The following is a 210-nucleotide window of genomic DNA, read 5'->3' on the forward strand; positions in this document are numbered from 1 at the left end:
GGAGGGCTTAACGGTCGTGTTCGGGATGGGTACGTGTGGAACCCCTCCGCTATCGCCACCAAACATGAATTTGCTGTACAAATTCTACCTTCAAGGTTACACCCTGAAAACTGGATCCGAAACTCATTTGCGTTTTTTTTAGGATAAGCCCTCGACCGATTAGTATTGGTCAGCTCCATGCATTACTGCACTTCCACCCCCAACCTATCT

1 rRNA gene is annotated in these 210 nt (G+C 48.1%); it reads right to left on the reverse strand.

From position 1 onward, the window contains the following. Positions 1-63 (reverse strand): 5S ribosomal RNA (gene rrf / locus G9G54_RS25180); the annotation flags it as partial. Between the last annotated feature and the right edge of the window lie 147 nt (positions 64-210).

The organism is Paenibacillus sp. EKM212P (assembly GCF_011066115.1).
Lineage (GTDB): Bacteria > Bacillota > Bacilli > Paenibacillales > Paenibacillaceae > Paenibacillus > Paenibacillus polymyxa_B.